Source organism: Streptomyces sp. NPDC087310, from assembly GCF_044744405.1.
GTDB lineage: Bacteria > Actinomycetota > Actinomycetes > Streptomycetales > Streptomycetaceae > Streptomyces.
This window is the reverse complement of sequence record NZ_JBIUYF010000007.1, coordinates 162,248-189,120: the sequence shown is the minus strand read 5'-3', so window position 1 is coordinate 189,120 and position 26,873 is coordinate 162,248. Positions and strand designations below refer to the sequence as shown.

Genomic DNA, 26,873 nt, shown 5'->3' with positions numbered 1-26,873 from the left:
AGGGTTCGCCAGGGTGCGCCAGATGGTGTGCCACCCGTTCGCCGGTGTCGAGTAGGAACGCGCCACCCCGGCCCGGCAACCGGACGTACTCCCCAGGGTGCCTCACGGCTGCCGGGGCGGGAAGGCGCCGTAACTCGTCGGCACACGAAGGGATCTGTATCGCCCATGTACACAGCATCGTCCTCCGTGTCCGCCCCGTCCCGGTCCGGGCGTCCGGTCACCCCGGGCAGCGGACCGTATCTCGACCCCACCCACGCGGGGCGGACCCGGCTGAGGGCGGGGACGGTCACCCAGACGCTCAGCGGGAGACTCGACTTGTCCGGCCCCCAGGGCGCGCGGTTGCGCATGGCGATCACGGCGGTGCACCGGATCTGCCCCGAGTTCAAGCCCGTTCAGGTACTGCGCCGCAGCGGCCGGTCCGTCCTGCTCGTCGGGACCACGGGGCGGACCAGCGCGGTCGCCAAGTGTCTGCTGGACCACTCACCCGTCTGGACCGAGCGGTTCCGTCATGAAATAGCGGCATATCGCTCGTTCGTCCGGAACCGTCCGCCGGTCCGGGTGCCCCGGCTCATCGCGGCGGACCCGGAGAACTGCGCGCTGATCATCGAGCGGATGCCCGGCCGCGCCGCGGCACTGACCCGCCACCCGACGGAGGCGCCGCCGCGTGCGGACCTGCGGGCCGCGCTCGGCGCGATCGCCCGGCTCAACACCTGGCGTCCGCAGGCCGATCTGTTCGGCGCGCCGCTCGACTACGCGTCGCGGATCGCCCGTTACCACGAGCTGGGGCTGTTCACCGACCGGGACCTGGGCGACCTCCAGAAGCTGCTGCACGGTCTGGCGGGCGCCCGGCAGAACATGCGCCAGTTCTGCCACGGTGACGCGCTGCTCTCCAACATCCTGCTGTCACCGGCGGGTCCGGTGCTCGTCGACTGGGAGCACGCGGGCTGGTACCTGCCCGGGTACGACCTGGCGACGCTCTGGTCGGTGCTCGGGGACGCGCCGGTGGCGCGCCGTCAGATCAGCCAGCTCGCCGCGGCCAGCGGGCCGGTGGCACGGGACGCGTTCCTCGTCAACCTGATGCTTGTGCTGACCCGGGAGATCCGGATGTACGAGACGGCGGTGCAGCGCGCGATGCGGGAGGCACCCCCGGCGGGTCCCGGCGGGCCCGCGGCGGCGCAGCAGGGCGGCGCGCCGACCGGTGAGGAGCAGCGGCTGTTGCTGCGGCGGCTGCACGACGACTGCGCGATGGCGCGGCGTGCGGTGCGGGCGGCGGTCGGTACGCGCTGACCGCGGTGGCCGGCACCCGCCGACCGGGCCCCGCCGTTCCGGGGCCGCCACACCCGAGGTCGTCCACGGCCGCGGGTCCGCGGCCGGTCCTCCCCCGCTCCGCCCGCAGGGCCGCTGTATACATTCATTGGTACATTCCACTGACGCGTCGCAGGCCGGGGCACCGCAGCGGGGAAACCCCGCGAAACGCGCGCTGACGTGCGAAATCGTTGCCGCGGAGCCCGATTGACGGATCGTCCGGGAGCCGATACCTCTGGGAGACGCATCGGACCGGCACGACGTAACGCACCACTCGTCACTGGAGGCTGCATTGCAAGGTTCTCTCCCCCCACGGCCGAGACCGAACCGCGGGCGCGCGCTGCGGGCCGGCGGTGTCGTGGCGTCCGCCGCGCTGCTGCTGCCGCTCGTCTCCGCCGGTCCCTCCGCCACCGCGGAGCGGCCGGAACCCGCCTCCCTTCAGCGCGAGTTCACGGCGGCGGCCGACCGGTACCAGGTACCGCCGAGCGTGCTGCTCGGGGTCTCGTACCTCCAGTCGCGCTGGGACACGCACAGCGGCGCGCCGAGCGTGACCGGCGGTTACGGCCCGATGCACCTCACCGACGCGAGGACCGCGCTCGCCGAGGCCCCGCACCACTCGGACGGGACGGAGGACGCGCGCGGCGACACCTCCCGCCCGCTGACGGCGCCCGCCCGCGTGGCGCTGCCGGCCACCGCCGAACTGCCCGCGCGGCTGCGCACCCTGGACCGCGCGGCGCGGCTGACCGGGCTGTCCGCCGAGGAGTTGCGGACGAGCGCCGCCGCCAATGTCCGGGGCGGCGCCGCGCTGCTGGCCGCCGCCCAGCGGGAGTTGGGCGAGCCGCTCAGCGCGGACCCGGCGGACTGGTACGGCGCGGTCGCCCGGTTCTCCGGGGCGGACGACTCCGCGACCGCCGCCGCCTACGCCCGTGACGTGTACGACGTGATCCGCGCGGGCGAACGGCGCACCACGGACAGCGGCCAGCAAGTGGCGCTGCGCGCACGCCCCGAGGTCTCCCCCGACACCGGGCAGCTCTCCCGGCTCGGGCTGCGGGCGGGCGACCCGGCGCGCACGGAGTGCCCGCGCACGGTCTCCTGCACCTGGGTGCCGGCTCCGTACGAGGAGTTCGGCGAGGGGGACTACGGCAACCACGACCTGGCGGACCGCCCGGAGTCCCAGCGGATCGAGTTCATCGTCATCCATGACACCGAGGGCTCCTGGGACACCACGCTCAAGCTGATCAAGGACCCGGAGTATGTGTCGTGGCACTACACGCTGCGCTCGTCCGACGGGCTGATCGCCCAGCACGTTCCGACCAAGGACGTCGCCTGGCACGCGGGCAACTGGTACGTCAACGCCAAGTCGGTGGGGCTCGAACACGAGGGCTTCCTGGCGGCGCCGGACGCCTGGTACACGGAGTCGATGTACCGCGCCTCGGCCCGGCTGGTGGGCTATCTGTCGAAGAGGTACGGGGTGCCGCTGGACCGGCAGCACATCCTGGGCCATGACAACGTGCCCGGCACGACCGCGTCGACGATCCCCGGGATGCACACCGACCCGGGCCCCTACTGGGACTGGGCGCACTACTTCGAGCTGCTGGGCGAGCCGCTGCGGGCGAGCGGGGGCGCCCGTCCCTCCGTGGTGACGATCCGGCCCGACTACGCGGCCAGCACGCCGCCGTACACCGGGTGCGGGAGCGCGGGCACGGCGTGCGCCCCGCACGGCTCCGGCGCCGTGCGGCTGCGTACGGCGCCGGACGAGAACGCCCCGCTGGTGAAGGACGCCGGGCTGCGCCCCGGTGGCCAGGACTCGACGGCGGACGTCAACGACACGGGCGCCCGCGCTTCGACGGGCCAGCGGTACGCGGTGGCCGGGCGGCAGGGCGACTGGACGGCGATCTGGTACCTCGGCCAGAAGGCGTGGTTCCTCGATCCCCGTGCGATGCCGGCGGCGGTGGGCGCGAAGGCGCCGGTGCTGACGCCGAGGGCCGGGCTCGCGGAGGTGCCGGTGTACGGGCGGGCCTACCCGGAGGCGTCGGCGTACCCGGCGGGGGTGCCGGTCCAGGCGGTCTCCCCGCTGCCGTACAAGCTGCTCGCCGGCCAGCGGTACGTGACCGGGGGCAAGGGGCCCGGCGAGTACTACTACTCGGCCACCTTCGACCCGGCCTCCCACCGGGTGGTGCGGGGCACGGAGCAGTACTACGAAATCCAGTTCGGGCACCGGGTCGCGTTCGTGAAGGCGGCCGATGTCGAGGTGCGTCCGGCGGGTCGCTGACCGCGGCCGGAACGGGGGGACGGGAGGCGTACGGGCGTCGCGGGCCACGGGGGAGCCGGTGACGCCCGTACCTTCCGGTCAGTAGCGCAGGACGGCGGCGATCCGGTCGTGCCCGGCGAGGGTGCCGTCCGGGAGGAAGACCACCTGGGCGCCGCCGTCGAGCGCCCCCTCCACCAGTTCGTCCACGATGTCGTCGCGTACGCCGGGATCGGCGGCGGACGCGGCGGACGCCTCGTCGACGGGGACGAGATGGCCGTCCTGGACCCGGACCGTACGCCGGTAGTGCTCTTCGAGGGCGATCAGATCGGCCCGCTTCTCCCGTACCGACTCCCAGACCTCGTCCAGCCCGGCGGCGAAGGTGCGCCGCCCCTTCGCCTCGTCGAGACGGCGCAGCACCTCGGTCTTCTCGCGGCGCGCGTGGTCCTCGACGACGGGGCCGATCTCCTTCAGCAGGACGCGCGCGGGGCCGTCCGTGAGGCCGCCCTTGACCAGCCGTCCGACGGCCTTGTGGGTGGCGTTGCCCGCCTCCGCCAGCAGGGCGAGCGCGGGGGCGAGACCGACCAGGTGCAGCGGGCGGGGACGGCGCCCCAGGACCGCGCCCATGGCGTGGTCGACGGTGCGCAGGAAGCGGCGGGTCTCCTCGTCGCTGAACGTGCTGGGGATGTTCCCGACCCGCTCCTCGCGCTCGACGTCCCAGCTCTCCTCCGGCGGCACCATCGGGAAGCCGTCCGTACGGTGCTCGTGCACCGACTCGCCGGAGCCGCTCCAGAGCGTGGCCCGGTCGGCGGCGATCCCGAGCACCCAGTACGGCCGGGACTGCGCGGTGGCGGCCACGAGGTTCCGGGTGAGGTACGTGTCGCTGAGCACGACACGCTCGGGCACCTCGCGCGGGAGGTACCAGATCCGGTGTTCGCGGGCGTCGGCGAGGACGAGCAGTCCGTCGAGCGCGTGGCGCAGATCGACCTCGGCGACGGCCGCGGTGAGCCGCTCCATGACGGCCGTCCGGGTCCTGCGGTCCAGGCCGGGGTCGGCGTCCAGCCGGTGGCCGGCCGCCGCGAGGAGGTTGCGCAGCCGTACCGTGTCCTGCTCGTTGTGGCGGTCGCGGCGGTGCGTGGGCATCGTCAGGGACACGGCCGGGTACGGGCGCGGCGCGCGCAGTTCCCGCAGGACCTCGGGCGTCAGAGCGTTGCTGTCCATGCTGTCCCTTCGCTCACCGGCCCCCGTACGTGCGTCCATCCTGCGGGATACCGGCGGGTTCCGCAGGGGGTGCGTCGCCACCGGACGGCGTGTCACACGGTCAGGGCAGGTCCGGTGGCGCGGGGAAGGTGTAGGTCCGGCCCGCGGTGGCGCGGAAGGTCCGCTCCCCGCCGGGGAGCAGGGTGCTGCGCAGCGTCAGCTCTCCCGTCCGGCTCGCGCGCAGCACGATCCTGGTGGCGCGCCCGCCCGACCAGGTGATGTCGAGGGTGGCGCCGCCGCGCGCCCGCAGCCCGGTCACCCGCCCTTCGGGCCAGGTCGCGGGAAGGGCGGGCAGGATCTCGATCGGGCCGTGGTGGCTCTGGATCAGCATCTCGGCGATGCCGGAGGTGGCGCCGAAGTTGCCGTCGATCTGGAACGGCGGGTGGGTGTCCCAGAGGTTGGCGAGGGTGGAGTGGACGAGCTGTTCGGCGAGCATGGTGCGGGCGTGGTCGCCGTCCCGCAGCCGCGCCCAGAAGTTGATCTTCCATGCCTTGCTCCAGCCGGTCCCGCCGTCGCCGCGCGCGGTCAGCGAGACCTTGGCGGCCCGGGCCCAGGCGCTGCCCGCCTCGATCTGCCGGCCGGGGTGGAGGGCGAAGAGGTGGGAGGCGTGGCGGTGGTCGTCGGTGGGGCTGTCCAGGTCGGCCTTCCACTCCTGGAGCTGTCCCCAGGAGCCGACGCGCAGCCCGGGGTCGAGCCGTTCGAGGGTGTCCTGGAGCCGGGTGCGGAAGGCCGGGGCGTCCCCGAGGGTGGTGGCGGCCTCCAGGGTGTTGGTGAGCAGGTCGTGGACGATCTGCTGGGACATGGCGGCGCCCGCCGTGAAGTCCCCGTGCTCCGGCGAGTAGCTGGGGGTGACGACGAGGGTGCCGTCGCGCGGGTCGGTCCTGAGGTTGGCGAGCCAGAACTCGGCGGCCTCCTTCATCACCGGGTAGGCGGTGGCGCGCAGGTAGTGGGTGGAGCCGCTGAAGCGGTAGTGGTCGTAGAGCTGCTGGGTGAGCCAGGCGGCGGCCTCGGGGAACCAGAAGGCGGTGGGCCAGTCGTGGACGCCGGTGAACCCGTACGGGTTGGTCTCGTTGTGGACGACCCAGCCGGCCGTGCCGAAGAGCCGGCGGGCGCTGCGCCGGCCGGGGGCGCGCAGTGACTCGACGTACCGGTCGTAGGGGGCGGTGGTCTCGGCGAGGTTGGTGACCTCGGCGAGCCAGTAGTTCATCTGGAGGTTGATGTTGACGTGGTAGTCCGCCGACCAGGGCGGGTTGGTGGTGTTGTTCCAGACGCCCTGGAGGTTGGCGGGCAGCGATCCCGGGCGGGACGAGGCGATGAGCAGATAGCGGCCGTACTGGAAGTAGAGCGTTTCGAGCGCCCGGTCCGCGGGTCCGTTCCCGCCGGTGTATCCGGCGAGGAGCTGGTCGGTGGGCAGGTCGGGGAGGTTGCCGCCGAGGTCGAGCGAGACCCGGTCGAAGAGCGCGCGGTGGTCCCGTACATGGGCGGCGCGCAGCGCCTCGTACGGGCGGGTCGCTGCCTGGTCGACGGCGCGGGTGACGGCCGTGTGCGGGTCCTCGCCCCGGTGGGCGGGTCCGGTGTCGGCGTAGTCGGTGCCCGCGGCGAGGACGAACCAGGCGCGGTCGGCGCCGCTGACGGTGAGGGTGCCGTCCTCCCCCGCGCGTACGGTGCCGCCCTGGGTACGGACGCGGATCTGGACCTCGAAGCGCAGCCCGTTGTCCTGGAGGGCGCCGCGCACGGTGAGCCGGTCGCCGCTCGCGGTGGTGGTGAAGTCGGTGCGCGGGGAGGTGTAGCGCAGTGTGAGGCCGGTCCCGCCCGGACGGTGCGCGGTGAACTGTCCGGCGATCACCCGGCCGGGGAAGGAGGCGAAGTACTCCCGGGTGTACGCGGTGCCCCGGTGGGTGTAGGAGACGGCGGCGACGGCGTTCCTGATGTCGAGCGAGCGGCGGTAGGAGGCGTCGGGGACGTCCGGCGCCCCTGCCACGGTCACTTCCAGGTCGCCGAGGACCTGGTAGGCGCCGTACCCGCTCCTGGCCTGGCCGAGTTCGGCGGCGACGGTGTCCGGGTCGAGCCGCCCCTCGCTGTCCAGGCGCTGCTGTACGGAGGCGAGGGCGCCGGGGCGCGGCTCGGTCCAGTCGCCGTGGTGGTAGCCCTCCGCGGCGCCCGGACCGCCGGTCCAGAGGGTCTTTTCGTTGAGGGTGAGCCGCTCGGTGGTGAGGGTGCCGTGCACCCCGGCGCCGAGGGCGCCGCCGCCGATGGGCAGGGACTCGCGCTCCCAGTCGGCGGCGGGGCTCCGGTACCAGAGCGTTGATTCATCGGATGGGTCGGCCCCGGCGGGCGTCCCGGCCATCGCCGGAACTCCCCATACCAGGGCCCCTGTTGCACCCAGCGCGGAGGCGATCGTGGTTCTGCGGCTCATCCCAGGAGTCATGGCCAGTCACGTTAAAAGTCCGATGACTCATCCGGCAAGAGAGCGGACGGCCCACCTCACGCATGGCGTGAAGTGGACGGTCCTCCTGGGGTCAGCCCTGCTGGAACAGTTCGGCGGGCAGGGGCTTGAGCAGCGCGTAGAGGTCGTCGGTGATCGGCCGGTCCCAGCTCGCGATGGTGACGAGGACGTTGTCGCTGCGGTCGAACTGCACGCAGGAGATCCGGCTTTCGGAGAGCTTGAGCCGGCGCACGATCAGCAGGTTGTCCCCCTGCATCACCGGCATGTCCTCGCCGCCGATGACCTCGACCGGCTCGTCGTTCTCCAGCGCGAGCAGGAGCTGGGCCACCTCGAAGGGGATCTGCCCCTCCCCCAGCTCGCGGGCCGGGGAGCCCTCCGGCAGATTTCCGATGATCATCGCGGGCCCGCGGCCGCCGAACAGGTCGTACCGGAGGAAGACCCCCTGGCAGCTCCCGTCGGGGGCGGGCAGCAGACCGGCGCCCAGATTGCCGGGCCAGTCACCCGGGTCCATGGCCAGGACGTCGAAGTCCGGGCCCGCGGGTGTGGCGGCGCTGCGGCGGCGGAGAAAGGACATCCCACCATGGTACGGGTTCGCGCCACTCCGGAGGAGCCGGGTGAGGGCCGGGGACGCGGGCCCGGCGGACCGGGTCCGGGCGGACCGGCCGGCCGTCGCGTCACCTCACGTGAGGTCGAACTCCCCGTCGCGCGCGTTGACCACGAAGGCGCGCCACTCGGCCGGGCTGAAGATCAGCGAAGGGCTCTCCGGCCGGCCGCTGTTGCGCATGGCGATGAAGCCCTCGACGAACGCGATCTGCACGTCGCCCGCGCCCTGGCTGCTGGACTGCCAGTCCGCGCCGCTCAGATCGAGTTCCGGCTTGTCCCAGCCCGAAAGCGGCTTGTGGGTGGTGGTGCTCTCAGCCACGTCCTGCTCCTCCCGCTGCGTCGTCCCGGGCCAGACTATCCACCACCGGCGGTGCGGGGACAGACCGCGACAGGGGGCCGCCGGCCGGGCGTCCGGACCCCGTCCCACCCGTCAGGGCGCAGCGGCGCCGCGTCCCTTGACGCTCGCGGGACGCTCCTGCGTTACTGACTTCGGACGATCAACCGAATGATCGGTCGCCAGGCTGCCGGGGCCGCCGGCGCGGCCGGACGGACCAGGGAGAGCGCCATGACCCCTCTGCTGGACGCGGCGGAACGGCTCAGCCGCGAGGAGCTGGCCGTACTGCAACTGGAGCGGCTGCGGTCCACGCTGCGCCACGCGTACGACAACGTGGACTTCTACCGGCGGTCCTTCGACCGGGCGGGGCTGCGCCCGGAGGACTGCCGCTCGCTCGCGGATCTGGCCCGCTTCCCCTTCACCACCAAGTCCGATCTGCGGGACAACTATCCGTTCGGGATGTTCGCCGTGGACCGGTCGGAGGTACGGCGGCTGCACGCGTCCAGCGGTACGACGGGGCTGCCGACCGTCGTCGGGTACACCCAGCGGGATCTGGACACCTGGGCCGATGTGGTGGCCCGCTCGATCCGGGCGGCCGGCGGGCGCCCCGGGCACACGGTCCATGTGGCGTACGGGTACGGCCTGTTCACCGGCGGGCTCGGCGCGCACTACGGCGCGGAGCGGCTCGGCTGTACGGTGGTCCCCGCCTCCGGGGGCATGACCGCGCGTCAGGTCCGGCTGATCCAGGACTTCCGGCCCGAGATCATCATGGTGACCCCGTCGTACATGCTCACGCTGCTGGACGAGTTCGAGCGCCAGGGCGTCGATCCGCGCGCCACCTCCCTGAAGGTGGGGATCTTCGGCGCCGAGCCGTGGACCGAGGAGATGCGGCGGGAGATCGAGGAGCGGTTCGCGATCGACGCGGTCGACATATACGGGCTGTCGGAGGTGATGGGCCCGGGGGTGTCGCAGGAGTGCCTGGAGACCAAGGACGGGCTCACCGTCTGGGAGGACCACTTCTATCCGGAGATCGTCGACCCGTTCACCGGTGAGGCGCTGCCGGACGGCGCGGAGGGCGAACTGGTCTTCACCTCGCTGACCAAGGAGGCGATGCCGGTGATCCGCTACCGGACCCGGGACCTCACCCGGCTGCTGCCCGGCACGGCCCGGGTCTTCCGCCGGATGGAGAAGGTGACCGGCAGGACCGACGACATGGTGATCCTGCGCGGGGTGAACCTCTTTCCCACCCAGATCGAGGAGATCGTGCTGCGCACCCCGGGGGTCGCCCCGCACTTCCAGCTCCGGCTGGCCCGCGAGGGGCGGCTGGACACCCTGACCGTACGGGCGGAGGCGCGGGCGGAGGCCACACCGGAGCAGCGCGCGGAGGCGGCGCGGGCGATCGCGGAGGCCGTCAAGGACGGGGTGGGGGTGTCGGTGTCGGTCGAGGTGGTCGAACCGGAGACCTTGGAGCGCTCGGTGGGCAAGATCAAGCGGATTGTCGACCTAAGGGGCCTACGCGACCCGCGCGCGACATGAGGGCGCGCGCCCGGCGGGGCGTCAGGGGCTGATGGCGAGGAACACGAACGCGGTGAAGATCCCGAGGTGGACGCCGCCCTGCAACAGGGTGGCCCGGCCGGGCGCGACGGTCAGCGTGCCCACCACCACGGTGAGGGCGAGCAGCACCATGTGGGTGGCGTTCAGTCCGAGGACGAGCGGGCCGTCCAGCCAGATCATGGCGAGCGCGATGGCCGGGATCGTCAGCCCGATGCTCGCCATGGCGGAGCCCAGGGCGAGGTTGAGGCTGGTCTGGACCCGTTCGCGGCGGGCGGCCCGTACCGCGGCGAGGGTCTCCGGCAGCAGGACCAGCAGGGCGATGACGACCCCGACCACGGCCTGCGGCAGCCCCGCCGACTCGACGCCCGACTCGATGGTGGGGGACACGGCCTTGGCGTCCCCGACGACGGCGATCAGCGCCACCACCAGCATCACCAGGCTCAGGGTGGTCGCGCGGCGGGTGGGCAGCGGGGCGTGCGCGTCCTCCTCCTGTACGTCGCCCTCCTGGGTGACGGGGAGGAAGTAGTCGCGGTGACGCACGGTCTGCACGGCGACGAACAGCCCGTACAGGACGAGCGAGGCGACGGCGGCGAAGCCGAGCTGCGCCGGGGAGAACTGCGGCCCCGGCTTGCTGGTGGTGAAGGTCGGGAAGACGAGGGTGAGGGTGGCCAGGGTCGCGACGGTGGCCAGCGCGGTGCCGGTGCCCTCGGCGTTGAAGACGGCGACCCGGCTGCGCAGCGCGCCGACGAGCAGGCACAGGCCGAGGATGCCGTTGCAGGTGATCATGACGGCGGCGAAGACGGTGTCGCGGGCGAGGGTGGCGCTCTTGGCGCCGCCGTCGACCATCAGGGTGACGATGAGCGCCACTTCGATGACCGTGACGGCGACCGCGAGGACGAGCGATCCGAACGGCTCCCCCACCCGGTGGGCGACGACCTCGGCGTGGTGCACGGCCGCGAGCACCGCACCGGCGAGGCAGAGGGCGACCAGGCCGACCGCGAACCCCGGCAGGCTGCGCCCCCAGCTCAGTACGAGGGCGACCACCGCGAGCAGCGGCACCACCACGGTCCACCGGGACATCAGGGACCGGACGCCGAGGCTCGTACTCATGCGCCTCACGCTGCCAGAGGTGGCGTGGGTCCGCTCGGTGACCGCCCGGAGCCGTCCGGGCCCGGAGGGTTGACACCGGCGGGGTCCCGCAAGAATGTTTCAGCACTCGATCCGGATCTCGGAAGATACTTTCAATCCCGGAAGACACGTTCAGGGGAGGGCCTTTCCATGGCGGAGGAAGCGGCCGGTGGTCGGATCAGCCGGCGCAGGCTGGGCGGCGGGGTGCTGGCCCTCGGCGGGGCGTTCGCGGTGGCGCCGGTCCCGTTCGCCGAGAGCGCCCGCGCGCGGGATGCCTCCCCGAACGGCCCCGGACCGGCCGGACGTACGCTGCGCCGCGGCTCCGCCGAGCGGGCCGGGCTGATCCAGCGGGAGCTGGACGCGCTGGTCGCCGCCGCCGAGACGTTCCTGGGCCCCTCCCCCGTCCATCCCTGGTACGCGGGCGCCGTCCTGCTCGCGGGGCGCGGCGCGACGGTGGCCCTGCACCGGCCGATCGGCCACGCGGTGCGCTACGCGGCGTACGACGAGACGACCGGTACGGGGGTGGAGCTGCCCGCCGAGCGGCGGATCGGGACGGCCGAGGACACGGTCTTCGATCTCGCCTCGGTCTCCAAGCTCTTCACCTCGATCCTCGCCGTCCAGCAGATCGAGCGCGGCACGCTGGAGCTGGAGCGGCCCGTCGTCGCGTACCTCCCGGAGTTCGCGGGCACGGACGCCGCGCGGGCCGCGGGCAAGCGGGACATCACGGTGCGCCAGTTGCTGACGCACACCTCCGGGTTCCGCGCGTGGATCCCGCTCTACACGGCCCCGACCCACGAGGGGAAGCTCCAGCTCCTGTGGGACGAGGTCCCCGCGGACCCGCCCGGCACGGTCTACCGGTACTCGGACCTCAACCTGATCTCGCTCCAGCTCGTCCTGGAGCGGATCACCGGCCGCACCCTGGACGTACTGCTCCGGGACGAGATCACCGCCCCGCTCGGGATGCACCGCACGCGCTACAACCCGCCCGCGTCCTGGCGGCCCTCCATCGCCGCCACCGAGGACGCCCGCCCACCGTGGTCGGGGCTGGACCGCGGGCTGGTGTGGGGCGAGGTGCACGACGAGAACGCGTACAGCCTCGGCGGTGTCGCGGGGCACGCCGGTGTCTTCTCCGACGCCTGGGACCTGGCGGTCCTCGCCCGTACGCTCCTCGACGGCGGTGTGTACGGCCGGGCGAGGATCCTGCGGCCCGAGTCGGTGGAGCTGATGTTCACCGACTTCAACACGGCCTTCCCCGGCGACGCCCACGGGCTGGGTTTCGAGCTGTACCAGCACTGGTACATGGGCGCCATGGCCACGCCCGCCACGGCGGGCCACACCGGGTTCACCGGCACCAGCCTCGTCCTCGACCCGACGACCGACTCGTTCCTGATCGTGCTCGGCAACTCCGTCCATCCGGTACGGAACTGGCGCTCGGGCAGCGCGCCGCGCGTGGCCACCGCCGACCGGATGGCGCGTGCCGTGGCGGTCGGGCCGCCCCGGCGCCGTACCGCCTGGTTCGGCGGGATGGCGAACGCGACGACGGCCACGCTCACCCTGCCCCCGCTCACACCGGCCTCCGGGCGCGGACGGCTGCGCTGCTCCGTGTGGTGGGACACCGAACCGGAGGCCGACACCCTGTTCCTGGAGGCGTCCGGGGACGGCGGGGCGAGCTGGCAGCCGGTGCCCTTCACCACCGTGACGGCGGGGCAGGAGCCGCGGGAACGCCCGGCGGGCTCGGTGACGGGCTGGTCGGGGCGGGTCTGGCACCGGCTGACCGCGGAACTCGGGGCGTGGCGGGGGCGCGAGACCGTGCTGCGCTGGCGGTACACGACGGACCGGCTGTACGTGGGGCGGGGCGTGTACGTGAGCGGCCTGCGGGTCGAGGACGGCGGCCGTACGCTCTTCGACGAGGCGCGGGGGAAGGACGCGGCGCGGATCACGGCGGCCGGCTGGGCGCCCTCGGAGGACTGAGCACCCCTCGCCCGACCCCGCTACCTGCCCAGGGCCGCCATCGCCGCGTTGTGGCCCGCCACCCCGCTGACCCCGCCGCCGCGTACCGCGCCCGCGCCGCACAGCAGGACGTTCGGGTGCGCCGTCGCCACGCCCCAGCGGCCGGTGGAGCCGTCCTCGTACGGGAAGGCGAGGTCGCGGTGGAAGATGTGGCCGCCGGGCAGCCGGAGTTCGCGTTCGAGGTCGAGCGGTGTCTTCGCCTCGACACAGGGGCGGCCGTCCTCGTCCAGGGCGAGACAGTCGGCGATCGGTTCCGCCAGCCGCTCGTCGAGCTGGGCGAGCGTCGCCGCGAGCAGCTCCGCACGCGCCGCGTCGTTGTCCTGGGCGAACAGCCGTGCGGGCGTGTGCAGTCCGAACAGGGTGAGGGTCTGCCAGCCCCGCGCGGCCGGTTCCGGTCCGAGGATCGACGGGTCGGTGAGGGTGTGGCAGTAGATCTCGGACGGCGGGGCGCTCGGCAGCGCGCCCGCCGCCGCCTGTGCGTACGCCGTGGCCAACTGGCCGTATCCCTCCGCGATGTGGAACGTACCGGCGAACGCCTCCCGGGGGTCGACGGACCGGTCGCGCAGTTCCGGCAGCCGGCGCAGCACCATGTTGACCTTGAGCTGGGCGCCCTCCGCCGCCTCGGGCGGCTCCTCGCCGAGGAGGGCGGCGAGGGCCTGGGGCGAGGCGTTGACGAGGATCCGGCGGCCCGCCACCACGCCTTCCGTGTCGCCCGTCCGGTAGGTGACCTCGGCGTGCGTCCCGTCGGTCGCGACGGCGGTCACCTCGTGCCCGGTGGCGATCTCCGCGCCCGCCGCCCGCGCCGCGTCGGCCAGGGCGTCGGTGAGCGCGCCCATGCCGCCCACGGGGACGTCCCAGTCGCCGGTCCCGCCGCCGATCACGTGGTAGAGGAAGCAGCGGTTCTGTACGAGGGACGGGTCGTGGGCGTCGGCGAAGGTGCCGATGAGGGCGTCGGTCAGGACGACGCCCCGGACCAGGTCGTGGTCGAACCGCTCCTCGATCGCGGCGCCGATCGGCTCCTCGAACAGCATCCGCCAGGCGGTCTCGTCGCCGATCCGCTCGCGCAGCGCGGCGCGCGTGGGCAGCGGTTCGGTGAGGGTGGGGAAGATCCGTTCGGCGACGCGCGCCGTCGTCGCGTAGAACTCCCGCCACGCCGCGTACTCCGTGTCCGAGCCGGTCAGCGCGGCGAAGGAGTCCCGCGTACGGTCCCCGCCGACCAGCAGTCCGCCGTCGCCCAGGGGGGTGTACGAGGAGACGGTGCGTTTGCGTACGGCGAAGCGCAGCCCCAGGTCCCGCACGATGGTGTCGGGCAGCAGGGAGACCAGGTACGAGTAGCGGGAGAGCCGGGCGTCCACCCCGGGGAAGGGGCGGCTGGAGACGGCGGCGCCTCCGGTGGCGCCGAGCCGTTCGAGGACGAGGACGGAGCGTCCGGCGCGGGCGAGGTAGGCGGCGGCGACCAGGCCGTTGTGGCCGCCGCCCACGATGACGGCGTCGTACGAGGCGTGTGCGGGCATGGCCCTTGGTAACACGCGGATGATCTCGGGGCCAGACCGGGCACGGAAGCGACGTACGCGAAGGGCCCCGGGGGTGGCGACGTACGCGAAGGGCCCGAGGGGGAGTTACGGGGGGGGCGCGCGCCGTCAGTATCCGCGCGCGCCGTGCTGCTGGCGCAGCGCCGCCACCTGCCGGTAGAGCTGCACCGCCTCCGCTCCCCTGCCGAGCTGTTCCAGGCAGTGGGCCTCGTCGTTGCGGCTGGCGAGCGCGTCGGGGTGGGTGGCGCCGAGGACCCGGTCGCGGGTGTCGGCGACCTGCCGGTAGACGGAGAGGGCGTCGGACCAGCGGCCGAGCCAGCCCAGTCCGACGGCGATCTCCCGGCGGCTGACGAGGGTGTCGGGGTGGTCGGCGCCGAGGACGCGTTCGCGGATCGCGCAGACGTCACGGGACTCGGCGAGCGCCTCCTCCCAGCGGGAGAGACGTCCGAGGTTGACGCAGAAGCCGTGCCGGGCGCGCAGGGTCTCGGGGTGGTGCGCGCCCTGGATCCGGGTACGGTCCTCCGCCAGCGCGCGGTAGAGCTCCAGCGCCTCCGTGCTCTCGCCGAGCCGGCCGAGGCTGATGCCGACCTCGTAGCGGGCGGCGAGGGTGTCGGGGTGGTCGGCGCCGAGGGATTCGGCGCGGCCGGCGGCGACCTCGCGGTAGGCGGTCAGCGCCTCGGGCCAGCGGCCGAGCTGACCCAGCGCGTACGCCACCTCGTACCGGCTGATCAGGGTGTCCGGGTGGCCGGGGCCGAGCACCCTGGCGCGCGCGGCGGCCACGTCGCCGGCGAGCCGGTGGGCGTCGTCGAGCCGGCCCAGTCTGCCGAGGTTGTAGGCGAGGTTGTGGCGGCAGCGCAGGGTGTCGGCGTGGTCGGGGCCCATGGTGCGTTCACGGGAGGCGAGGACCGCCGCGAACACCTCGTGGGCCTCGAAGTGCCGACCGAGCTGGCCGAGTACGTACGCCGTCTCCTGGCGCGCGGCGAGCGTCTCCGGGTGGTCCGGGCCGAAGACCCGCTCGCGGCCCTCCGCGACCCGGGTGAACTCGCGGAGCGCGTCCGCCGTACGGCCGGTCCTGCTGAGGGTGAAGCCGACCTCGTAGCGGCTGCCGAGGGTGTCCGGGTGGTCCGGGCCGAGCGCGTGCTCGCGCTCGGCGGCGACCGCGCGGTGCACCTCGCCCGCCTCCTCCCACCGGCCGAGCCGGCCAAGGCTGAGACCGGCGTTGTGTCTGCCGGTCAGGACGGCGAGCTGGTCGGGCGAGGGGGTGGGCCGCCCCGGGGCGGCCGGCCGGGGGTGCCCGGCGCGCGGGTCGGCGGGGGCGGTCCACTCGCCGGTCAGCCCCGCGGTGAGGTCGGGCGGGGTGGGCCGCAGGTCGGCCGGGCCGATCGCCTTGTGCCCGGTGGTCATGGAGCGGGTCCAGGACGGCAGGGGCGCGCCGTCGGGGCGCCCCGTCCCGTACCCGCCGAGGGAGTACGCGGCCGTGCCCGCGCCGGGGCCGCCGAGCGCGGGGTAGCCGTACCCGCCGAGGCCCGTGCCGAGGCCGGCGCCGAGTCCCGTACCGACGCGGGCGGCGGTGATCCGGCGCCGGAGGTCGCCCGCGTCGGCGGGGCGCTCCTCGGGGGTCTTGGCCAGCAGGTCGAGGACGATCCCGTCGAAGAACGCGGGCAGCTCCGAGCGGTGGCCGCTGGGCGCCTCGGGGATGGTGTCGCGGTGGCCGACCAGCACCGACCAGGCGTCCTCCAGGTCGAAGGGCGGGGCGCCGGTGGCGATCTCGTACAGCACGCAGCCGAGCGAGTAGAGATCGCTGCGGTGGTCGACCGGGCCGCCGCCGATCTGTTCGGGCGACATGTAGTGCGGGGTCCCCATGGCGATGCCCGTACCGGTGAGGCGCGAGGTGAAGCCGATGTCGTGGCCGAGGCGCGCGATGCCGAAGTCGCAGATCTTCACCGCGCCGCTGGTGAGCCGCATGATGTTGGCGGGCTTCAGATCGCGGTGGACGATGCCCTGTTCGTGGGTGTACGCGAGGGCGTCGGCGACCTGCTCGGCGATGTCGACGACGTCGGCCACCGGCAGGACGTTCCCGTGGTCCTCCAGGAGCTGGCTGAGGTTGCGGCCCTCCAGCAGTTCCATGACGAGGTAGAGGACCCCGTCGTACTCGCCGAAGTCGTGGACGACGGTGACGCCGCGGTGCTGGAGGGCCGCGGCGACCCGGGCCTCGCGGCGGAACCGCTCGCGCATGATCCGGGTGAGGGAGTCGTCGCGCTGCGGGCCGAGCGGCTTGAGGCATTTGACCGCGACCTGCCGGCCGAGGGACTCGTCGCGTGCCCGCCAGACCTCGCCCATCCCGCCGCGTCCGATGAGATCGAGCAGCCGGTAACGGCCCTGGATCAGCATGCTGTCCGCCATCGCGTGCCGTGTCCCCCCGTCACCCTCGCTGCGCCCTCCCCGGCCCGTCCAGTATGGCGGCCCTGGCCTGGAGTGTGTACGGGGCGGGACACGTGTCGGGGCCGAGCGGCCCGGGGCCGGTCGCCGCTGCCGGATCCGTCGTCGCCGTCGCCCCCGCGCCGGTCCCCCTCATGGTCCCTGCCTCCCCTGCCCGTGCCGCCGCCCGGTGGTCCACCGCCGGTGGCCCCAGGCTATCGCCGGGCCGGGGTCCGGCGTACGCCGCACCGGCGTCCCCGGCGGCGGGGGGACGCCGTACGGCCGCCGGGGCCGGGACCGCTCCTGACGGGCGGAGCCGCGTCGGGCGTTGCACGATGGCAGCATGCTGCTGGCACCGCTCGCCCGTGTCTCCCGGGAGGTCGCCGAGAGCGCGGCGCGGACCCGGAAGATCTCCCTGCTGGCCGGTGTCTTCCGGACGGCCGGGCCGCGGGACGTGCCCGTCGTCATCCCCTATCTGGCGGGGCGGCTGCCGCAGGGGCGGATCGGGGTCGGCTGGAATGCGCTGAAGGACCCGCCGCCGCCCGCGGACCGGGCCACGCTGACCGTGCACGGCACGGACGCCGTGTTCACCGCGCTCGCGGCGGTCTCCGGGGCCGGCGCGCAGGGGGAGCGGCGGCGGCTGGTGCGGGAGCTGCTGGGGGCGGCCACCGCGGAGGAACAGCGGTTCCTGGTGGGGCTGATCTCCGGCGAGGTACGGCAGGGCGCGCTGGACGCGGTCGCCGTCGAGGCGCTCGCGCAGACGTCGGGCGCCTCGCCCGCGGCGGTACGGCGGGCGGTGATGCTGGCGGGCTCGCTGCAGCCGGTGGCCGAGCGGCTGCTGGCGGAGGGGCCGCATGTGCTGGAGGAGTTCCTGCTGACGGTGGGCCATCCCGTGCTGCCGATGCTCGCGCAGAGCGCCACGAGTGTGGCGGAGGCGGTGGAGCGGCTCGGGGAGTGCGTGGTGGAGGAGAAGCTGGACGGGATCCGGGTGCAGGTGCACCGGAGCGGGTCCGCGGTACGGATCTTCACGCGCACGCTCGACGAGATCACCGACCGGCTGCCGGAGGTGAGCGCGGCGGCACTGGGGCTGGACGGGGACCGGTTCGTGCTGGACGGGGAGGTGATCGCGCTGGACGAGCGGGGCGGACCGAGGCCGTTCCAGGAGGTCGCGGGCCGGGTCGGGTCGCGTACGGACGTCACGTCGGCCGCGACGGCGGTGCCGCTGTCGCCGGTCTTCTTCGACGTCCTCGCTGCCGACGGCGAGGATCTGCTCGATCTGCCGTGCGCGGACCGGCACGAGGTGCTGGCGCGGCTGGTGCCCGAGCCGATGCGGGTACGGCGCCTCGTCGTCCCGGGCGGTTCCGGGGCCCCCGCCGACGCCGGGGAGGCGTTCCTCCGGGAGTGCCTGGACCGGGGGCACGAGGGGGTGGTGGTGAAGGCGCTCGACACGCCGTACAGCGCGGGCCGCAGGGGCGCGGGCTGGCTGAAGGTGAAGCCGGTGCACACCCTGGATCTCGTGGTGCTGGCCGCCGAGTGGGGCCATGGCAGACGGACCGGCCGGCTCTCCAACCTGCATCTGGGCGCGCGGCGGGACGACGGCTCGTTCGTGATGCTCGGCAAGACGTTCAAGGGGCTGACGGACGCGATGCTGGAGTGGCAGACGGGCAAGCTGCGGGAACTGGCGCTGCGGGACGACGGGTTCACCGTGACCGTACGTCCCGAACTGGTCGTCGAGATCGCGTACGACGGGCTTCAGCGGTCGTCCCGCTATCCGGCGGGGGTGACGCTGCGCTTCGCGCGGGTGGTGCGCTACCGCGAGGACAAGACGGCCCAGGAGGCGGACACGATCGGCGCGGTGCTGGCGGCCCACGGCCGGGACCCGGAGCGGCCGGGCTGAGAGGCCCCGCCGCTCCGGGAGCGGTGTGCCTACGGGGCCGTCGTGCCGCGCGGGACCACCGAGGCGAGGACGGTGGGCAGCGTGTGCCAGTCCGCCGAGATCAGGCTCGCGTTGCGCTGCGCCAGCAGTGCCAGCCGGTCGCGGGCCTGCTGCTCGGTGGGGCTGGTGGCGTCGATGGCGGGCGCCACGTTGTGCGCGTCGGTCATCAGCAGGAAGTAGTTCCGCTGGGCGTACCAGGCGGTGTCGATGGTGCCGTTCGCGTACGTGGCGGCGTCGCCGTCGAAGAAGACGAACCAGGGCCTGATCGTCGCGTCCGTGTACCGGGTGCGGGGGTCACCGGCCGCGGCCTTGTGGACGGCGGGGAAGGCCGCGGCCTCGCCCAGCCTGCCTGCCGCCTTGAGGTCGCGCAGGTGGATGGCGTACTCCCGGTCGGTCCACAGGGTGTCGAGCGGGTTCTGCTCCTCGACCGTGCCCGGGATGAGTTCGACGATGAACTTGCCCGCGAGCTGCTCGCGCGTCGGCCAGGCGCCGGCCTGGGCCGCCTGGTCGAGATCGGCGTGGCCGCCGGCCAGATCGGCGGGGCGGTAGAGGGCGTCGCCGAGCTTGGCGGTCAGCAGCGCGTCGAGTGCGGCGGGGCCACGGCCGCCCTGGCCCTGGAACCCGTCCTTCATCTCCAGCTTGAGCACGACGGGGCGGTGGCCGGGGTTGGCGTCGTGCCAGACCTTGATGTCGGCGAGGCAGCCCGGCAGGTCGCGGTTGCGCGTCTTGGTGCGCAGATCGGCCGGGCCGGCCGCGTTGACGCAGTTGTTGTCGTTGCCGATCGGGTTGGAGTGCGACACGCGCCAGGAGGCGCCGTACACATTGGTCCACACGTCGAGTTCGAGCATGCCCGCGCCGGAGTCCAGGGCGTCGGCGAAGTAGGGGAAGGTGGCCTTCTCGTACGCGTTGTGGACACCCACCCCGGTGGCGGAGGGGTACGGGCCGGTGTCGGCGGCCCCGGCCGGGGTGGTGACGAGGGCGAGCACGGCGGCGGCGCCGGCCACCAGGGTCGTACGGAGAAGCTTTGCCATATCCCTTGGTTCCTCTCGGCATGCATGTCTTGGGCATGTCAACAGAGAGGCAGCGTAAGGGAGTTCGGTGACGAGCGGGAGGACATCGGGCCTACGGACACGATCACCGGGGCGACGGGCGGGGCGAGGGGACGGGAACACCGGGGCACGAAGGAGGGGCCGGGCATGACAGCGCGCCCCACCGCTTCTTCGCGGTGAGGCGCGCTCGGGCACCTGGACGCGTACCGGCCGAGGGGCCGGCCCCGCCCGTACGGGCGGGGCCGGTACGGGTGCGCTCTACGGGTGCTCTGGTACGGGCGCTCCCGTACGGGCGTCGCGGTACGGCCGCTCCGCTCGGCGCACGCCGTGCGGGAGCGGCCGGCTCGTCACGGGAGCTGCTCCTCGATGGCCGCCCGTCCCCGCTCGGCCAGTCGGCGCCGGGCCCAGGCCAGGCTCTCCGGGGTGAGATCGCGGCCGGAGGCGAGTGCGAGATCCTCGGCCGTCACCTCGTCGCAGGCTCCGGTGTGCAGCAGCCGGTCCGGGGTCGCGCTCTCGATCAAGGGCTGCTCAGCGGACTCTTCGTTCATGCCGCCTCCTCGTTCGTCCGGTGGGGCCATTCTCGTGCCCTCCGGGCCGGGTCGCATCCCCGGTCGGCCCCGTCGTCCCCGGTCAGCCGCGCCGGCCGGGATCCGGCGCGGGCCCGGTCCTGGCGGCGTACTGCCGTCCGAGCAGTTCGGCGAGGCCGCGCCGGGTGGCGGCGAGGACCACCCGGTCCCCGGCGTGCAGCACATAGCCGGGGTGCAGATCCCATACGAGCCCGGGCGGGCGCCGCCCCTCGGGCCCCGGCCGGGTGTCCGTGAGATCCGGCGCCCGGTCCCCCGGGTCCGCCGTGTCGAGCGCGATGACCCGCCAGGCGCCGGGCCGGAAGACCTCGGCGACGGTGCGCCCCTCCAGCCGGGGGTGGCCCGCGACGTCGATGGCGGCGACCAGCAGCACCCGGCGTTCCACGGGGATCGCCCCGAGGATCTGGCGTCCCATCATGGCGATGGCGAAGGCAGGGGCCGCCAGGGTGGAGACGCTGCGGCTGCGGGTGAGCGCCCGCGGGTGGGCGGCGCGCAGGGTGCGGTAGACGGCGGTCGCGAAGTCGTCGTCGTACAGCCGCAGGGCCACCCGCAGGTCGGGGGCGACGGAGCGGGCGTAGAGCGCGGCCTCCAGGTTGGTGGTGTCGACGCTGGTGAGGGCGAGCAGGGCGCGCGCCCGTTCGATCTTGGCGGCTTCCAGGACCCCTTCCTGGGTGACGTCGCCCAGGACGGTCGGGATCCGCAGACTGCGGGCGAGCGCGATACCGCGGGCCTCGGGGTCCTCCTCCACGCAGACCACGGGGATGCCCAGCTCGCGCAGGCCGACCAGGACACGGGTGCCGACCTTGCCGAGGCCGAGCAGGACGACATGGCCGGACAGGCCGCGCGGCGGGCGGCGCAGCGCCGAGGCCGTACGGAAGGTGCCGAGGGCCTCCAGGACCGCGGCGAGGACCACGGGGAGCAGCAGAATCCCGGTGACCATGGCGAGGAGCTGCATGACCTGCCTGTTCACGGGCTCGCCGACCGCGGGGTCACCGATGGCGAAGAGATCGAGCAGGGTGAGGTAGAGGGCGCCCAGCGGGCGGACGTCGGTGGCGATCCACGAGGCGACGGCCAGCGCCAGCACGGCGGCGATGATCCCGGCGAAGGACCAGCGCAGCCGGCGGGAGAAGAGCGAGGCGAGCGGGGCGCCCCGGCCGGCGAGCCGGCTCGGCGGCAGATCGGGTCCGGCGTGGGACACGGCCTCCAGGACGACCGTGCCGCGGCCGGTGGCGGCGGCGGCGCTCGCGTCGTCGGGCAGCAGCCGCGGTGCCTCCTGGCCGCTGTTCTCCGACCCCTCCGTGCCCGCCGGGTCGTTGGTGGTGGCCGACAGCAGGGCGAGGGTGCACAGGCCGGGGTCGGCGACCTGGCCGGGGCCCGGCGGGTTGCGCTCCACGGCCCGCAGCAGCAGCCCGTCGGCGCGGATGACCTTGCTGGTGCCGGCGACGGCCGTGGCGGCCAGCGCGGGGGCGGCCGTGTCGGCGTCGGAGAGGACGGTGGTGGTGGCGTCCAGCGCCGCCGCGTCGAGGCCGGGGACGGCGACGGCGGCGGCCTGGTCGAGCAGTTCTTCGAGGTGCTGGCCGAGCTTGCGGTTGTAGAGCCGGATGACCAGGCGCAGTTGGGGGTTGAGGCGGCGGGCGGCGAGCGCGGCCCGGATGTTGATCTCGTCGTCGTCATGGACGAGGGCGAGCGCCGCCGCCTCCGTCACCCCGGCCTCCACGAGCGCGTCCTCGTCGAGTTCGTCGGTCTCCAGGACCCGCGGCCCGCTCCCCGCTCCGCCGGGGTCGTCGCCCGCCGGGTCCGGCAGGGTCGCCGCCGTACGGGCCATGGCCGCGGACATCCGGCCGAAGAAGGCCGAGGCTCTGCCGGATCCCGCGACCGGGGCGGGCGGCCGCCGGGAGGCCCGTACGGGCGGCACGACCAGCGTGACCCGCTCGCCGTAGACATGGCGCAGCTCGCCCGCCAGCCGGTGGGCCAGCGTGTCGTCGCCGCAGACGACCATGTGGCCCGCCGTGGATCCGTGGGGTACCTGGTGAGGAAGTGTGGACACCGCACCAGTGTGCCGCGCCCCTGTTCGGGGACGGCACAGCCGTCCCCGGCCGGGAGCGCGGCGGGGACGGCTGATCGCGTGTCGGACAGGGGTCTTCAGGACATTTCTGATGGTGCGTCAGGTCTTGTTGACGGAGTAGGAGTGGGCTCCCACCCCGGCCAGGGCGCCCTTGTCGACGATCAGATACTCGTCACGCAGGGGGGTGCCGGCGAACCAGGACTCCAGGATCTCCCGGGTGCCCGCCGCGTAACGGGCCTGCGCGGAGAGCGAGGAGCCGGAGATGTGCGGGGTCATGCCGTGGTGCGGCATGGTCCGCCAGGGGTGGTCGGCGGGCGCGGGCTGCGGGTACCAGACGTCACCGGCGTACCCGGCGAGCTGTCCGCCGCGCAGCGCGCGGTCGATGGCGTCCCGGTCGGCGATCTTCGCGCGGGCGGTGTTGATGAGGTAGGCGCCGCGCTTCATGGTGGCGATCAGCTCGTCACCGAACAGGCCCTCGGTCTCCGGGTGGAGGGGCGCGTTGATGGTGACGACGTCGCAGTGCGGGACCATGTCGGCCGCGCTCGCGTGCCAGGTGAGGCCCAGCTCCCGCTCGACGGACTCGGGCAGCCGGTGCCGGTCGGTGTAGTGGAGCCCCACGTCGAAGGGGGCGAGGCGGCGCAGGACGGCGAGACCGATCCGGCCGGCGGCGACCGTGCCGACCTGCATGCCCTCCAGGTCGTACGAGCGGGAGACGCAGTCGGCGATGTTCCAGCCGCCGTCCAGGACCCACTGGTGGGAGGGGAGGTAGTTCCGTACGAGGGAGAGCGTCATCATCACCACGTGCTCGGCGACGCTGATGCTGTTGCAGTACGTGACCTCCGCGACGGTGACGCCCTTGGCGATGGCGGCGTCGAGGTCGACGTGGTCGGAGCCGATGCCCGCGGTGACGGCGAGTTTCAGCTTCTCGGCCCTGGCGATGCGCTCGGCCGTCAGATAGGCGGGCCAGAACGGCTGTGAGATGACCACGTCGGCGTCGACCAGTTCCCGGTCGAAGACGGACCCGTCCCGGTCCTTGTCGGAGGTGACGACCAGGGTGTGGCCCTGGGACTCCAGGAAGCCGCGCAGCCCCAGTTCGCCGGAGACGCTGCCGAGCAGTTCGCCCGGGGTGAAGTCGATGGCCCGCGGGGTCGGGGTGGTCTGGCCGCCGGGGTAGTGGTCGATACGGGGCAGGCCGTCCCGGGCGTAGGACTTCGGCTGGCCGTCCACCGGGTCGTCGTACAGCACACACAGCACCTTTGCCATGACTGCGGCTCCTCATCCGTTGCAGCGGGAAGGTGGATCCACCATCCCGGCGGCCGGTGACCACGGTCAAAGCGAACCTTTCTATGGCCGGATAGGCCACGGCTATCCGGCCCTGTCCGTCCCGTCGGGGAGCTCCCCGGCCGGCCGCCGCCGCCGACGCGGTCCGGGCGGGGCGGCCGGGCGCAGATGGGTGTCCAGGAGCCGGTCGAGTGCTTCCCGTACGCCGGCCTGTCTGGCGGTCTCCAGGAGGGCCCTGGCCAGGACGGGTTCGGGGGTGCGGTCGGCGATGACCAGGCCGACGCGGGGGCCGTGCGCCGGGTGCTCCAGCGGGATCACCCGCATCCCGTCGGGGACGCCGAACATGTGCAGCCAGGCGTGCGAGATGACGCTGGACCAGTGGCCGGCCGTGAGGTGCGCGTACAGTCCGGCGACCGAGTCGGTCTCGATGGCGGGGGCGACGGCGGGCACCCCGTCGGCGGCGAAGTACTCGTCCATGATCCGGCGGTTGCGCATCTGCGGGGAGAGCAGGCAGAGCGGCTGCTCGGCGATGCTCGCCCAGCGGGCGACCGGGTGGCCGGAGAGCGGGCCGTCGCGCGGGGTGAGGAGCAGATAGCGCTCCTCGTAGAGCGGGGTTCTGCGGACCTGCCCCAGGCTGTCGTCGTCCAGATAGGTGAGGGCGATGTCGAGTTCGAACGCGGCCAGCTTCCGGGCGATGTCGCGCGAGGAGAGCGAGGCGAGGGAGACACGGGCGCGCGGGTGGCGTTCGACGAAGGGGGTGGTGAGCAGCGAGGCGGCGGTGAGCGCGGTGGGGATGGCGCCCAGCCGCAGCGTCCCGGCGAGCCCGCCGCGCATCGCGGAGAGTTCATGGCGCAGGGCGTCGCGCTCGGCGAGGATGCGGTGCGCCCAGAGCAGGACACGTTCGCCCTCGGGGGTGAGCCCTTCGAAGCGGCGGCCACGGCGGACGATGGGCACGTCCAGTTCGTGTTCGAGTTTGCGGATACCGGCGGAGAGCGAGGGCTGGGAGACGTAGCAGGCCGCGGCCGCCCGGGCGAAGTGGCGTTCCCTGGCCAGGGCGACCAGATACTCCAGTTGACGCAGTAACAACACTCGCTCCCCTGCTCGTACGGCGTGAAGGCTCCGGTGGCGTACGGGTCACAGGGGTACGAGGGTGACCTCCGTGGCCTTGACGCCGGTCCAGACCGGGACCCCCTCGGCCAGGCGGAGTTCGGCCGCCGCCTCGGGGGTGATCTCGGCGACCAGGTCCGGGGCCCGGTCCGAGGTGATCAGGACGCGCAGTCTGCTGCCGAGGGCGGTGATCTCCCTGACGGTGCCGGGCCAGACGTTGCGCGGGCTGCCGCCGGGCCGCTCCCGGTGGACGGAGACGGCCTCCGGAGCGATGATCGCCAGGGCCCGTGAGCCGTCGGGCAGCGGCTCGGCGACCACCAGCCGGCCGCCCGCGTCGAGGGCGAACCCGTCCGGGCCGAAGGCGCCGGGCCAGGCGTTGCGGCCGAGCATCCGGGCCACCCACGGCGAGCGCGGGTGCCGGGTCACCTCGGCGGGCGGCGCGTCCTGGAGGACGCGCCCCTCGTCGAGTACGAGGACCCGGTCGGCGAGGGAGACCGCCTCGACCGGATCGTGCGTGACGATCAGGCAGACCCCGCCGAACCCGTCGAGATGGCCGCGCAGGGTGTGCCGTACCTGGGCCCGGGTGGTCTGGTCGAGCGCGGCCAGCGGCTCGTCCAGCAGCAGCAGCCGGGGCCGGGCGGCCAGCGCGCGGGCGAGGGCGACGCGCTGCGCCTGCCCGCCGGAGACCTGGTGGGGCTTGCGGTGGGCGAGCTGCCCGACGCCGAGCCGGTCGAGCCAGCGCTGTGCGGTGCGGCGGGCCTCGGCGCGGGGTACGCCGTGGGCGCGCAGCCCGTACGCGGTGTTGGCGAGGGCGCTGAGATGCGGGAAGAGCGCGCCGTTCTGCGGGACCCAGGCGACGCCGCGGCGGTGCGGCGGCAGGGCGGTGACGTCCAGTTCACCGAGGCGCAGCTCCGCGTGGGCGCGCGGGGTGAGACCGAGGAGCGCGCGCAGCAGGGTGGTCTTGCCGGCGCCGTTGGGTCCGACGACGGCGATGGTGGTGCCGGGTTCCGCGTCCAGGGTGAGCCGGTTGAATCCGCTCACCTCGGCGTGCAGCGGCCACTGCTCCGAGGGCTCCGGCGGCGCTTGCGGCTCTTCCGGCTCTTCCGGCGCTCGCGGCGCCTCCGGCGCGGGGCTCCCGGGGTCCCCCGTACCGTCGCCGTCCGGCAGCGGACCGCGCTCGCGCGTGCGGTCGGCCGTATGGCCGGTCCAGCGACCGCGCAGCGCGATCAGGACGGCCAGGGCGATGGCGAGCAGCAGCAGGGAGACCGAGGTGGCGGCCTCCGGCGAGTCCTGGAGCAGCAGATAGACCTGGAGCGGCAGGGTCTGGGTGGTGCCGGGCAGATTTCCGGCGAAGGTGATCGTGGCGCCGAACTCGCCGAGCGCGCGCGCCCAGGTCAGCGCGGCGCCCGCGGCGAGCCCCGGCGCGACCATCGGCAGGGTGACGGTGAGGAAGACCCGTACGGGCGAGGCGCCCAGCGACGCGGCGGTCTCCTCGTAGGCGGGCCGCAGCCCGGCGAGGGTGCCTTCGAGGCTGATGATGAGGAACGGCATCGCGACGAAGGTCGCGGCGACCACCGCGCCCGAGGTGTGGAACGGCAGGGTGATGCCGAAGGTGTCCTCCAGGAAGGGCCCGAGCAGGCCGCGCCGGCCGAAGCCGAGGAGCAGCGCCACCCCGCCGACGGTCGGCGGCAGCACCATGGGGAGCAGGACGAGGGTGCGGACAAGGGTCTTGCCGGGGAAGTCCACCCGGGCCAGCAGCCAGGCCAGCGGCACGCCGAGCAGCAGCGAGAGCGCGAGCGCCCAGAAGGAGACGAGCAGCGACAGCTTCAGCGCCTGGACCACACCGGGGCTGGTGAGATGGGTGCCCAGCTCGCTCCAGGTGGTCCTGGCGAGGATCCCGATCAGGGGCAGCAGCAGGAACGCGACGGCGAGCAGCGCGGGCAGCGCGAGGGCGACGGGGGCGCGGAGCCCACGGGTACGGGAGCGGCTCATCGGGTTCCCCGGGCTGGATCG

18 protein-coding genes are annotated in these 26,873 nt (G+C 73.9%); 5 read left to right on the top strand and 13 right to left on the bottom strand.

Features of this window, described 5'->3' with window-relative positions:
* Positions 1 to 165: 165 nt before the first annotated feature.
* Both ACIO3P_RS26715 and ACIO3P_RS26710 read left to right on the top strand, forming a co-directional pair.
* Entirely contained in the window at positions 166 to 1,287 is a 1,122-nt protein-coding gene (locus ACIO3P_RS26715; protein ID WP_329825275.1) for an aminoglycoside phosphotransferase family protein, read from the top strand.
* Between the two features lie 310 nt (positions 1,288 to 1,597).
* The gene (locus ACIO3P_RS26710) at positions 1,598 to 3,577 is read left to right on the top strand and encodes an N-acetylmuramoyl-L-alanine amidase (RefSeq protein WP_401853736.1); all 1,980 of its coding nucleotides are present in this window, start codon (positions 1,598 to 1,600) and stop codon (positions 3,575 to 3,577) included.
* A gap of 78 nt (positions 3,578 to 3,655) precedes the next feature.
* Here ACIO3P_RS26710 and ACIO3P_RS26705 read toward each other — a convergent pair whose 3' ends face one another.
* From ACIO3P_RS26705 to ACIO3P_RS26690, 4 genes are all read right to left on the bottom strand, one after another.
* Positions 3,656 to 4,774 carry a chemotaxis protein gene (locus ACIO3P_RS26705; protein WP_329825273.1) on the bottom strand — a complete coding sequence of 373 codons (1,119 nt, stop codon included), beginning with the start codon at positions 4,772 to 4,774 and terminating at the stop codon, positions 3,656 to 3,658.
* A gap of 100 nt (positions 4,775 to 4,874) precedes the next feature.
* Positions 4,875 to 7,160, bottom strand: a complete 2,286-nt coding sequence (locus ACIO3P_RS26700; RefSeq protein ID WP_401853737.1) for a glycosyl hydrolase family 95 catalytic domain-containing protein — start codon at positions 7,158 to 7,160, stop codon at positions 4,875 to 4,877.
* 172 nt (positions 7,161 to 7,332) lie between these two features.
* On the bottom strand, positions 7,333 to 7,833 hold the full coding sequence (locus ACIO3P_RS26695; RefSeq protein ID WP_329825271.1) for a hypothetical protein: 501 nt from the start codon (positions 7,831 to 7,833) through the stop codon (positions 7,333 to 7,335).
* Positions 7,834 to 7,938: 105 nt separating this feature from the next.
* Positions 7,939 to 8,181, bottom strand: a complete 243-nt coding sequence (locus ACIO3P_RS26690) for a DUF397 domain-containing protein (protein WP_329825270.1) — start codon at positions 8,179 to 8,181, stop codon at positions 7,939 to 7,941.
* 246 nt (positions 8,182 to 8,427) lie between these two features.
* On the opposite strand from ACIO3P_RS26690, the gene paaK reads away from it, so the two are divergent.
* Positions 8,428 to 9,732, top strand: a complete 1,305-nt coding sequence (gene paaK / locus ACIO3P_RS26685; protein WP_401853739.1) for a phenylacetate--CoA ligase PaaK — start codon at positions 8,428 to 8,430, stop codon at positions 9,730 to 9,732.
* A 21-nt stretch (positions 9,733 to 9,753) separates the two neighbouring features.
* On the opposite strand, the gene ACIO3P_RS26680 is transcribed toward paaK, so the two are convergent.
* Complete coding sequence (locus ACIO3P_RS26680) at positions 9,754 to 10,860, bottom strand: ionic transporter y4hA (protein ID WP_329825268.1); 1,107 nt, start codon at positions 10,858 to 10,860, stop codon at positions 9,754 to 9,756.
* 168 nt (positions 10,861 to 11,028) lie between these two features.
* Here ACIO3P_RS26680 and ACIO3P_RS26675 point away from each other — a divergent pair, with 168 nt between their 5' ends.
* Complete coding sequence (locus ACIO3P_RS26675; RefSeq protein WP_401853741.1) at positions 11,029 to 12,849, top strand: serine hydrolase; 1,821 nt, start codon at positions 11,029 to 11,031, stop codon at positions 12,847 to 12,849.
* Positions 12,850 to 12,869: 20 nt separating this feature from the next.
* Here the strand turns inward: ACIO3P_RS26675 and ACIO3P_RS26670 are convergent, their stop codons facing one another.
* Positions 12,870 to 14,402: a phytoene desaturase family protein gene (locus ACIO3P_RS26670; RefSeq protein ID WP_401853744.1), complete on the bottom strand. Its 1,533-nt coding sequence runs from the start codon at positions 14,400 to 14,402 to the stop codon at positions 12,870 to 12,872.
* 126 nt (positions 14,403 to 14,528) lie between these two features.
* On the bottom strand, positions 14,529 to 16,823 hold the full coding sequence (locus ACIO3P_RS26665) for a tetratricopeptide repeat protein (RefSeq protein WP_401790604.1): 2,295 nt from the start codon (positions 16,821 to 16,823) through the stop codon (positions 14,529 to 14,531).
* Between the two features lie 358 nt (positions 16,824 to 17,181).
* On the opposite strand from ACIO3P_RS26665, the gene ACIO3P_RS26660 reads away from it, so the two are divergent.
* Positions 17,182 to 18,735, top strand: coding sequence for an ATP-dependent DNA ligase (locus ACIO3P_RS26660; RefSeq protein ID WP_401853745.1), 1,554 nt, complete (start codon positions 17,182 to 17,184; stop codon positions 18,733 to 18,735).
* A 29-nt stretch (positions 18,736 to 18,764) separates the two neighbouring features.
* Here ACIO3P_RS26660 and ACIO3P_RS26655 read toward each other — a convergent pair whose 3' ends face one another.
* The 6 genes from ACIO3P_RS26655 to ACIO3P_RS26630 form a co-directional block, all read right to left on the bottom strand.
* Positions 18,765 to 19,805, bottom strand: coding sequence for a phosphatidylinositol-specific phospholipase C domain-containing protein (locus tag ACIO3P_RS26655; RefSeq protein WP_401790601.1), 1,041 nt, complete (start codon positions 19,803 to 19,805; stop codon positions 18,765 to 18,767).
* 365 nt (positions 19,806 to 20,170) lie between these two features.
* The gene (locus tag ACIO3P_RS26650; RefSeq protein ID WP_329825262.1) at positions 20,171 to 20,371 is read right to left on the bottom strand and encodes a hypothetical protein; all 201 of its coding nucleotides are present in this window, start codon (positions 20,369 to 20,371) and stop codon (positions 20,171 to 20,173) included.
* An 82-nt stretch (positions 20,372 to 20,453) separates the two neighbouring features.
* Positions 20,454 to 22,406: an NAD-binding protein gene (locus tag ACIO3P_RS26645; protein WP_329825398.1), complete on the bottom strand. Its 1,953-nt coding sequence runs from the start codon at positions 22,404 to 22,406 to the stop codon at positions 20,454 to 20,456.
* A 165-nt stretch (positions 22,407 to 22,571) separates the two neighbouring features.
* Positions 22,572 to 23,735 (bottom strand): NAD-dependent formate dehydrogenase, encoded by a 1,164-nt coding sequence (locus ACIO3P_RS26640; RefSeq protein ID WP_401853748.1) that lies wholly within the window; start codon positions 23,733 to 23,735, stop codon positions 22,572 to 22,574.
* A 102-nt stretch (positions 23,736 to 23,837) separates the two neighbouring features.
* Positions 23,838 to 24,839 (bottom strand): LysR family transcriptional regulator, encoded by a 1,002-nt coding sequence (locus ACIO3P_RS26635; RefSeq protein WP_401854031.1) that lies wholly within the window; start codon positions 24,837 to 24,839, stop codon positions 23,838 to 23,840.
* A 48-nt stretch (positions 24,840 to 24,887) separates the two neighbouring features.
* Positions 24,888 to 26,852 carry an ABC transporter permease gene (locus ACIO3P_RS26630; RefSeq protein WP_401853750.1) on the bottom strand — a complete coding sequence of 655 codons (1,965 nt, stop codon included), beginning with the start codon at positions 26,850 to 26,852 and terminating at the stop codon, positions 24,888 to 24,890.
* Positions 26,853 to 26,873: the final 21 nt, after the last annotated feature.